1 pseudogene is annotated in these 879 nt (G+C 44.7%); it reads right to left on the bottom strand.

Annotation, left to right across the window (positions count from 1 at the left end):
- Positions 1–81: 81 nt before the first annotated feature.
- Positions 82–432, bottom strand: a pseudogene (locus JJB97_RS18170) (Arm DNA-binding domain-containing protein); the annotation flags it as partial.
- Positions 433–879: the final 447 nt, after the last annotated feature.

Genomic DNA, 879 nt, shown 5'->3' with positions numbered 1-879 from the left:
GACGCTGGTTTTGTCATGTGAGTCACCTCTGGTTGAGAGGTTACTCACTTAGTCGCGTGTCCACTATTACTTGGTAAGTTCATGATCTTCCGACCATTTTTGGTTAGTCGCAAGCCACTCTCTGGCAACCTTCTCGAAAGTAATAATCTCTTTCGCCTGCTCTTCTTTCACAGCACGTTTATGCTCACGAGGATCGATACCAGCAGCTACCAGCTTTCTGGCCTCTTCCCGCTTATGTCTCGCATCCGCTAACGATGTTTCAGGATAAACCCCAAATGCCATCAGGTGCTGCTTACCGCCAAAGCGAAAGCGGAAACGCCAATACTTTGAGCCATTGGGGTGAACAAGCAAAAACATGCCATCACCGTCTACTAGTGAGTATTCCTTCACTTCAGGTTTTGCCGAACGCACTTTGGTATCAGTCAGGGCCATGATGGTATTCCTTCCATATGCTGCCGTGAGTATATAAGCATTATCGAACCAGCATATATACTCGGTTCTATACTCACAAGCATGTTGATGTGGGGTAACTCAGATTGACGTCGGTTGACTGAAAAGCGGGGTAAGGCCTTACGGATACTGGATTTCAGGCACAAAAAAAGACGTCCGTTGACGTCTATTGATGTTCCGATGGTGCGAAGGACGGACTCGCAATTGATTATATTTTATTGATTTTAATGCCATTTAAATTAATTTTTATTTTATTGACCACCATAATGACCCCCTTCATGTTTTATACAACACGGACATAGCCAGCCTTTTGCCTATGGACCGCTAAGAGCGATAAGCGGAAATTAGTATTTATCGGCCACCTAAAAAATGACCACCTTAGCTGTGGTATATGAGACGACAATAAGTCAGTCCGCCTGGTGCTGATTA

The sequence above is a fragment of the Tenebrionibacter intestinalis genome (assembly GCF_016632365.1).
Lineage (GTDB): Bacteria > Pseudomonadota > Gammaproteobacteria > Enterobacterales > Enterobacteriaceae > Tenebrionibacter > Tenebrionibacter intestinalis.
The sequence above is the reverse complement of the archived record's forward strand: the minus strand, read 5'-3'. Positions and strand labels throughout refer to the sequence as shown.